7 protein-coding genes are annotated in these 7,271 nt (G+C 65.2%); 4 read left to right on the top strand and 3 right to left on the bottom strand.

Going from position 1 to position 7,271, the window contains the following annotated elements; all coding sequences use genetic code 11:
* Window positions 1–98 precede the first annotated feature (98 nt).
* From P2Q66_RS08960 to P2Q66_RS08950, 3 genes are all read right to left on the bottom strand, one after another.
* Entirely contained in the window at window positions 99–827 is a 729-nt protein-coding gene (locus tag P2Q66_RS08960) for a flavodoxin family protein (protein WP_275727366.1), read from the bottom strand.
* 18 nt (window positions 828–845) lie between these two features.
* Window positions 846–1,454, bottom strand: coding sequence for an FABP family protein (locus P2Q66_RS08955; protein WP_079596644.1), 609 nt, complete (start codon window positions 1,452–1,454; stop codon window positions 846–848).
* A 169-nt stretch (window positions 1,455–1,623) separates the two neighbouring features.
* Complete coding sequence (locus tag P2Q66_RS08950; RefSeq protein WP_275727364.1) at window positions 1,624–2,391, bottom strand: permease; 768 nt, start codon at window positions 2,389–2,391, stop codon at window positions 1,624–1,626.
* Window positions 2,392–2,730: 339 nt separating this feature from the next.
* Between P2Q66_RS08950 and P2Q66_RS08945 the strand changes: the two genes are divergently transcribed.
* The 4 genes from P2Q66_RS08945 to P2Q66_RS08930 all read left to right on the top strand — a co-directional run.
* Entirely contained in the window at window positions 2,731–3,429 is a 699-nt protein-coding gene (locus P2Q66_RS08945) for a response regulator transcription factor (protein ID WP_079596642.1), read from the top strand.
* Between the two features lie 33 nt (window positions 3,430–3,462).
* Window positions 3,463–4,446, top strand: a complete 984-nt coding sequence (gene mshD, locus P2Q66_RS08940; RefSeq protein WP_275727362.1) for a mycothiol synthase — start codon at window positions 3,463–3,465, stop codon at window positions 4,444–4,446.
* 116 nt (window positions 4,447–4,562) lie between these two features.
* Entirely contained in the window at window positions 4,563–6,812 is a 2,250-nt protein-coding gene (locus P2Q66_RS08935; RefSeq protein ID WP_275727358.1) for an RNA degradosome polyphosphate kinase, read from the top strand.
* 11 nt (window positions 6,813–6,823) lie between these two features.
* On the top strand, window positions 6,824–7,271 hold a 448-nt coding region (locus P2Q66_RS08930), incomplete at its 3' end, for an NUDIX hydrolase (protein ID WP_275727356.1).

Raw genomic sequence — 7,271 nt, 5'->3', positions numbered from 1 at the left:
GGGTATTCCGGCTTTGGCAACGGGGTTTCGACAGGCTCAACCACCGGGGTAATCGGCTTTGGCAACGGGGTTTCGACAGGCTCAAGCTCCGGCAGCAGTTATCGGTATTCCGGGTTTTCGAAATCGAACCGGGTTCCGGCGGCCCATTCGTTGGGCAGGTTGCCGTAGGCCGGCAGCCCGCCGGCGTCCTTGAGGATGCGGGCCAGGTGCAGGAGGTTCCAGGTCATGAAGGTGGCGTTGCGGTTGGTGAAGTCGCTTTCGGGCCCGCCGGATCCCTCGTCCAGGTAGCTGGGGCCGGGGCCCACGGGCCCGATCCAGCCGGCGTCGGCCTGCGGCGGGATGCTGAAGCCGATGTGCTGCAGGCTGTAGAGCACGTTCATGGAGCAGTGCTTAATGCCGTCCTCGTTGCCGGTGATCAGGCAGCCGCCCACTTTAGGGTAGAACGCCCACTGGCCCTTGCTGTTGAGTTCGCCGGAGTGGGCGTAGAGGCGTTCGATGAGTTTCTTGGTCTGCGAGGAATTGTCACCGAGCCAGATGGGTCCGGCCACCACCACGATGTCCGCTTCCTGGACGGCCGGGTAGAGCTGTGGCCATTCATCGGTCTGCCAGCCGTACTGGGTCATGTCCGGGTACACGCCGCTGGCGACGTCGTGGTCCACTGTGCGGATCACCCGGGTTGTGACGCCCTGCTTTTCCATGATCAGGCGGCTGATGTTGATCAGGCCGTCCGTGTTGGAGGTCTGCGGGGATCTTTTCAGGGTGCCGTTGAAAAAGACAGCCTTGAGGTCGCTGTAGTCCTTGGGGCTTTGTGCTGCGTCTTTTTCCACGGTGCCGCGCCTTCCGGGTCAGGTAACTCTTTTCAGGAAGGCTGAGGCATGGGCTTCCAGGCCCTTGCCTCCTTCTCCCCCTGTCGCGACATCCCAGCGCCACAACAGGTTCCCGTCCACCAGGCCGAAGATGCGGGTAGCCGCGCTGTAGTCCTTGGAGTGGCTGCCGCGCATCACCATGTCGGTGGTGAGCTGGATCTGCGGACCCTTGATCTGCCCGTAGTACAGCTCAGTGATACCGCCGGGGTGGGCGATGGACACCGAGATGTCGAAGCCGCCTTCGCTGTTGCGCAGGGCTTCGACCTCGTCGGCGCTCTTCAGCACCGGCACGATGTCCGCAGGCACCAGGCCCGGGCCACCGTCGGCATCCAGCTGTTTGCGCTCCAGTGCCCAGAAACCGGTCTCGACGGTGAGCGGCCGCAGGCGCGTGCCGTCGTCGTCCGTCAACCAGCTCTCGGCGCGGTACTGCAGGTACGGCAGGCCGTTGTGCGTAAAGGAGACGTGCTGCAGGAAATGCTCAGAGTCCTCGTCTCCGCTGCCGAGCCGGCCGCGGCCCTCCCACTCACCAATGAGCCAGGAAAGCGGAACAAGTTCCGGGGTCAGGTCTGTAGGGATCTCAATGGGCACAGCTATTTACCTCGGGATTACAGGTAGCTGGAGAGCGGTCTACTTCTGGCCTTTGAAGAGGCGGTACACCACGAAGCCTGCGAACCAGGCCATGGACAGGCTCGCGATGCCGAGCAGGACAAGGAAGAAGATTTCAAATGCAAGTACGGACATGATGCCATCCTAACCGTTAGTAGATGAGTAGTTTGTCTATGAAGTAAGCAAGGGAACCCACGGCTGAAACAGGCGCCAGGCCCATGGCAAGGGCCGCGGGAATGTTAAGGGGAGCACCCCGGAGGGTGACCAGGCGGCGGAAGCTGGCCAGGACAGCGCCCACTACCACGCCGAAAATGGCGGCAGGGAGGACGGCGATGTCCGAAAGTACCAGCCCGGCCAGCGGTCCTGCCAGCCCGGCCAGGACGATGCCCAAAGGTGCCACCACACTGTCCGGCCACCGGATCAGCCCCGCGAGCAGGGCCACCGCTGCGCTGATGGCCGCCACCAGGAGCATCTCCCGGATACCGTCAAGGCGCGCTCCGGCTATCCATCCCGCTCCCAGGCAGGACAGCAGGACCCCCACGCAGCAGCCGAGGGTTGATTCGAGCCGCTGCGCCTGCCCGGTTCCGCGGATCAGCTGCACAACAAAAACCGCCATCATTCCCAGCGCCAGGAACCCCGGCGTCCAGTCCAGGTACCCCGGAGCCGGAGCCAGGGCTGCGGCGAGCGCCGAGCCAGCGCCCGGCAGGGCAATGACGGCGGCAAGCGTTTTTTTGGCGGGGATGCGGAGGAAATGCGGCCAGCCGATGCCGACGGCGGCGGCGATCAGGACGGCGACGGCCACAAGGACCTCGCGGGAGGTGTAGACCCCGGCGATAATCGCTGCGAGTCCGGCGATTCCCACCAGCCCGATGGTCCAGGAGCCGAGCGAACGCGCGGGCGCCTGCAGATCTGCCGTCATACGGAGCCCGGCCTGTGCTTAGTCTCTGCACTCACTGCGCTGCAATCCCATCCTGGCGTAGACCGAGGGCGGAGTCCGCCCCTTCGTGGCAGGGCATGCCGCCCTGCCCCAATCCTGCCTTATATGAACGGGATATGTCGCAAAACGTCCCGTTGCGCAGCGGGAATCTCTGGCTCAGAAGAGGGTGCCGGGTATACTCAAGGTTCAGCTAAACTCCCTGCGGGGATGGCGGGCCGGCAGTTGTTTTTGCCGGCCTCACGTCCACGTTGGGAGCCCGTACCGGCCGGTGAGAATCCGGTTTAGTCGCCCAACGATGCGCGGACGGCCCTTGGAGGAACAATGTCGCACATCCTGTTATTGACGAACAGCACCGGCTCTTCGGTTGACATCCTGCCTGCCTTGGAACTGCTGAACCACCGGGTGCACATCCTCCCCGCCGAGCCCACGGCCCTGCTCGAGACGGATCCCTGCGACATCGTGCTGCTGGACGCCCGGAAAGACCTCGTGGGGGCGCGTTCCCTCACCCAGCTCCTCAAAGCCACAGGGCTGAGCGCCCCGCTGGTGCTGATCCTCACTGAGGGCGGCATGGCCGCCGTTTCCTCCGCCTGGGCAGTGGATGACATCGTGCTGGATTCAGCCGGCCCCGCCGAAGTGGAAGCCCGCATCAGGCTCTCTGTCGCCCGGGCCGTGCCCGAACAGGAAGACACCCCCAGCGAAATCCGTGCCGCCGGCGTAGTCATCGATGAGGCAAGCTACACCGCCCGCGTCAACGGGGCCCCGCTGAACCTGACCTTCAAGGAGTTTGAACTCCTGAAGTACCTGGCCCAACACCCCGGCCGGGTTTTCACCCGCCAGCAGCTGCTCACCGAGGTGTGGGGCTACGACTACTACGGTGGCACGCGTACGGTGGACGTCCATGTCCGGCGCCTTCGCGCCAAGCTGGGCGTGGACCACGAGAACTTGATCAGCACTGTCCGCAACGTGGGCTACCGGCTGACGCTGGTGCGGCAGCAGGAAGACGAGCTCACCGAAGCCTGAGCCGCGGGGCGCCAACCCGTATAGCCTTGCCTCATGACTTCAGCGCACCCTGAGAAGTGGCCCGTCCATGTTGTCCGAGGCGGGGTTGACCAGCAGCTCCTGAAAGACTGCCGTGACCTGCTGGCTGCGGCCGAAGAGTCCGACGGGAATCCGTCCATCTCGGAGCAGACCCTGGTCACCATGCGCGCCGGAGATTCATCCGAGCACGCGCTGCTGACCCTGGCGCTGTACGCCCCCGATGAGGACTCCGACCCCTCCACCGGACAGGACCTGGCCGGCTTCGCCGCCGTGGTCGACGAACAGGACGGCAGCGGAATCCTGGAGATTGCCGTACACCCCTCCTACCGCAACCAGGGCGTCGCGGACCGCCTGGTGGGCGTGCTGAAGGAAACGCGGGGCTTTGACGGGCTGAAAGCCTGGTCCCACGGAAACCACGAGGCCGCCGCAGACCTTGCCGCCCGCTACGGCTACGCGCCCGTGCGCGAACTGTGGAAGATGCGCATGACGACGGCGGGCGCCGATCTTCCCGACGCCGGTTTTCCGGAGGGTGTTTCCGTCCGGACTTTTGTGCCGGGGCAGGATGAGGACGCCTGGCTGGCAGTGAACCGCGCGGCATTTTCGCACCACCCGGAGCAGGGCAACCTGACCCGGGCGGATCTGGAAGCCCGCATGGCGGAGGAATGGTTCGACCCGGCCGGCTTCCTCCTCGCTGAGGACCGTGATGGGCGGCTGCTGGGCTTCCACTGGACCAAGGTGCACCCGCGGCACGGTTCGCACCCCGCCATTGGCGAGGTTTACGTGGTGGGTGTGGCGCCGGAGGCCCAGGGCATGGGTCTTGGCAAAGCCCTCACGATTGCGGGCATCAAACACCTCCAGGATCTGGGGCTGCACGCGGTCATGCTGTACACCGATGCAGAGAACGCCCCGGCCGTTTCCCTGTACCGCCGGCTGGGGTTCACCCGGTGGGACATGGACGTGATGTACGGGCCGGTGGCAGCGGTTAGTCCAATCGGCTGACACACGGGCCGGGAGGCCCGAAATCGAGGGCTTGCGCGAACTGAATGCTTGTAAGGTTGAAACAGAACCCCGCGGGCCGGAAGCGCCAGCATCAAGCGCCAGGTAAAGGAGATGCCATGAACCCGGAACCTTCCGGAACAGCTACGTCCCAGGATGTGGCTGTACCAGTGCGCGCCCGCTTCGGTTCCTCGGAGGTGCCGGCGTCCCGCGCCACCCAGGACCGCATCGACATTCCGGAGTTCGCGCCGAACCTTCAGCCCGAAGGCGACATCCGGCCGGACCGCTTCCTGGACCGTGAACTGAGCTGGCTCAGCTTCAATTCCCGTGTCCTGGAACTTGCCGAAGACCCCACCCTGCACCTCTTGGAACGTGTCAGTTTCCTCTCCATCTTCGCCTCCAACCTGGACGAGTTCTTTATGGTCCGGGTGGCCGGCCTGAAGCGCCGCATCGCCACGGGCCTTGCCGTTCCCTCACCCGCGGGCCTGAGTCCGGTTGAGGTGCTGGAAAGGATCAGCGAGGAAGCCCACCGGCTCCAGCAGCGGCATGCGCAGGTGTACGCGGAGCAGATCCGCCCCGCCCTGGCCTATGAGCACATCCACCTCATGCACTGGGATGAGCTGGACGACGCCGCCAAGCAGCAGCTCAGCGTGATGTTCGCCGAGAAGGTGTTCCCCATCCTCACGCCGCTGGCGGTGGACCCGGCCCACCCCTTCCCTTACATCTCGGGCCTCTCACTGAACCTGGCCGTCGTGGTCCGGAACCCCATCAGCGACAAAGAACTCTTTGCACGCGTCAAGGTACCGGACCAGCTGCCGCGCCTGATCTCCATTGACGGTCCCCGCGCCGGCGCGGTCGCAGGCCGCGTTGCCCGCTTCATCGCGCTTGAGGAAGTCATTGCCGTCCATCTGGACAAGCTGTTCCCGGGCATGGAGGTCCTGGAGCACCACACCTTCCGTGTCACCCGGAACGAGGATGTGGAGGTGGAAGAGGACGACGCCGAAAACCTCCTGCAGGCGCTCGAGAAGGAACTCCTGCGCCGCCGCTTCGGCCCGCCCGTGCGGCTCGAGGTCACCAACGACATCAACCCCAATATCCGTGCACTCCTGATCCGCGAGCTGGGCGTGGAGGAATCCGAGGTGTACTCGGTGCCCGCGCCGCTGGACCTCCGGGGCCTGTCCGTCATCGCCGGCATCGACCGGGCGGACCTGCACTACCCCAAGCATGTTCCGCACACGTCCCGGTACCTCAACGAATCCGAGACGTCGAAGGCTGCGAACGTCTTCGCCGCCATGCGCCGCCGCGACATCCTGCTGCACCACCCGTACGACTCGTTCTCCACCTCTGTCCAGGCGTTTTTAGAGCAGGCCGCCGCGGACCCCAAGGTGCAGGCCATCAAGCAGACCCTGTACCGCACCTCGGGCGACTCGCCCATCGTTGACGCCCTGATTGATGCAGCGGAGGCCGGCAAGCAGGTCCTCGCCCTGGTGGAAATCAAGGCGCGGTTCGATGAGCAGGCCAACATCTCCTGGGCCCGCAAGCTCGAGCAGGCCGGCGTGCATGTGGTCTACGGCATCGTGGGCCTCAAGACGCACTGCAAGCTGTCCCTGGTGGTCCGCCAGGAAGTGGACGGACTGCGCCGGTACTGCCACATCGGAACCGGCAACTACCACCCCCGCACGGCGCGGTACTACGAGGACCTGGGCCTCCTGACCGCCAACGAGCAGGTGGGCGAGGACCTGTCCAAGCTGTTCAACCAGCTCTCCGGCTATGCCCCGAAGTCCACGTTCAAGAGACTGCTCGTTGCGCCCCGTTCGGTGCGGTCCGGGCTGATTGACCGGATCGAGACGGAGATCCGCAATGCCCGTGCCGGGGTGCCCGGGCGGGTTCAGATCAAGGTGAACTCCATGGTGGATGAGGCCATCATCGATTCGCTGTACCGCGCCTCGCAGGCGGGCGTGAAGGTGGACGTGGTGGTCCGCGGCATCTGCTCGCTGCGCCCCGGCGTTCCCGGCCTCAGCGAAAACATCACGGTCCGTTCCATCCTGGGCAGGTTCCTCGAGCACTCCCGGGTGTTCGCCTTCGCCAACGGCGGTGACCCCGTGGTGTACATCGGCTCCGCGGACATGATGCACCGCAACCTGGACCGCCGGGTGGAAGCCCTGGTCCAGCTGGCGAGCGCCGATGACGTCGCCTATGTCCTTGACCTGCTCAAGCGCTACATGGCACCGGAAACCGCCAGCTGGCACCTGGACAACGAGGGAGCATGGAGCCGGCACCACTTGGCGGAAGACGGCAAGCCGCTTGAGGACGTCCAGTCGTGGCTGCTGGCGTCCCGGCCCCGGCAGCGCAGCCTGAGCCGGCGTTAAGGGCAGCTGTTTTGTCGAGCGATGCACTCGTAGCAGACCAGACAGACCATCCGGGGGAACCAGTAGCAGTTACTGCTGCCGGCGCCCTGCCATGGCGGGTCAGCAAGGACAAGCTTGAAGTCCTGCTGATCCACCGCCCCCGCTATGACGACTGGTCATGGCCCAAGGGCAAGATTGACGACGGCGAGACCGTCCCCGAATGCGCCGTCCGGGAAGTCCGGGAAGAGATTGGCCTGGACGCGCCCCTGGGGATTCCCCTGCCGCCCATCCACTACCACGTGGCGTCCGGCCTGAAGGTGGTCTACTACTGGGCGGTCAAGGTCAACGGAGCCACGCTTGTTCCCGACGGCAAGGAGGTGGACAGCGTGATGTGGTGCGCCCCGGAGAAGGCGGCCACGCTGCTGTCCAACCCCTCCGACGTCGTACCCCTGCAGTACCTGCGCGAAGCCCACGAACGCG

Origin of the sequence: Arthrobacter sp. Cr_A7, assembly GCF_029222765.1 — a bacterium.
GTDB lineage: Bacteria > Actinomycetota > Actinomycetes > Actinomycetales > Micrococcaceae > Arthrobacter.
Note: the sequence above shows the minus strand (reverse complement) of the source record. Positions and strands in the feature narration are given on the sequence as shown.

What these genes read in the sequence shown, in the direction of transcription:
- P2Q66_RS08935 (WP_275727358.1), top strand. Translation starts at nt 4,563, where the DNA reads ATGAACCCGGAACCTTCCGGAACAGCTACGTCCCAGGATGTGGCTGTA.
- P2Q66_RS08945 (WP_079596642.1), top strand. Translation starts at nt 2,731, where the DNA reads ATGTCGCACATCCTGTTATTGACGAACAGCACCGGCTCTTCGGTTGAC.
- P2Q66_RS08950 (WP_275727364.1), bottom strand. Translation starts at nt 2,391, where the DNA reads ATGACGGCAGATCTGCAGGCGCCCGCGCGTTCGCTCGGCTCCTGGACC.
- mshD (WP_275727362.1), top strand. Translation starts at nt 3,463, where the DNA reads ATGACTTCAGCGCACCCTGAGAAGTGGCCCGTCCATGTTGTCCGAGGC.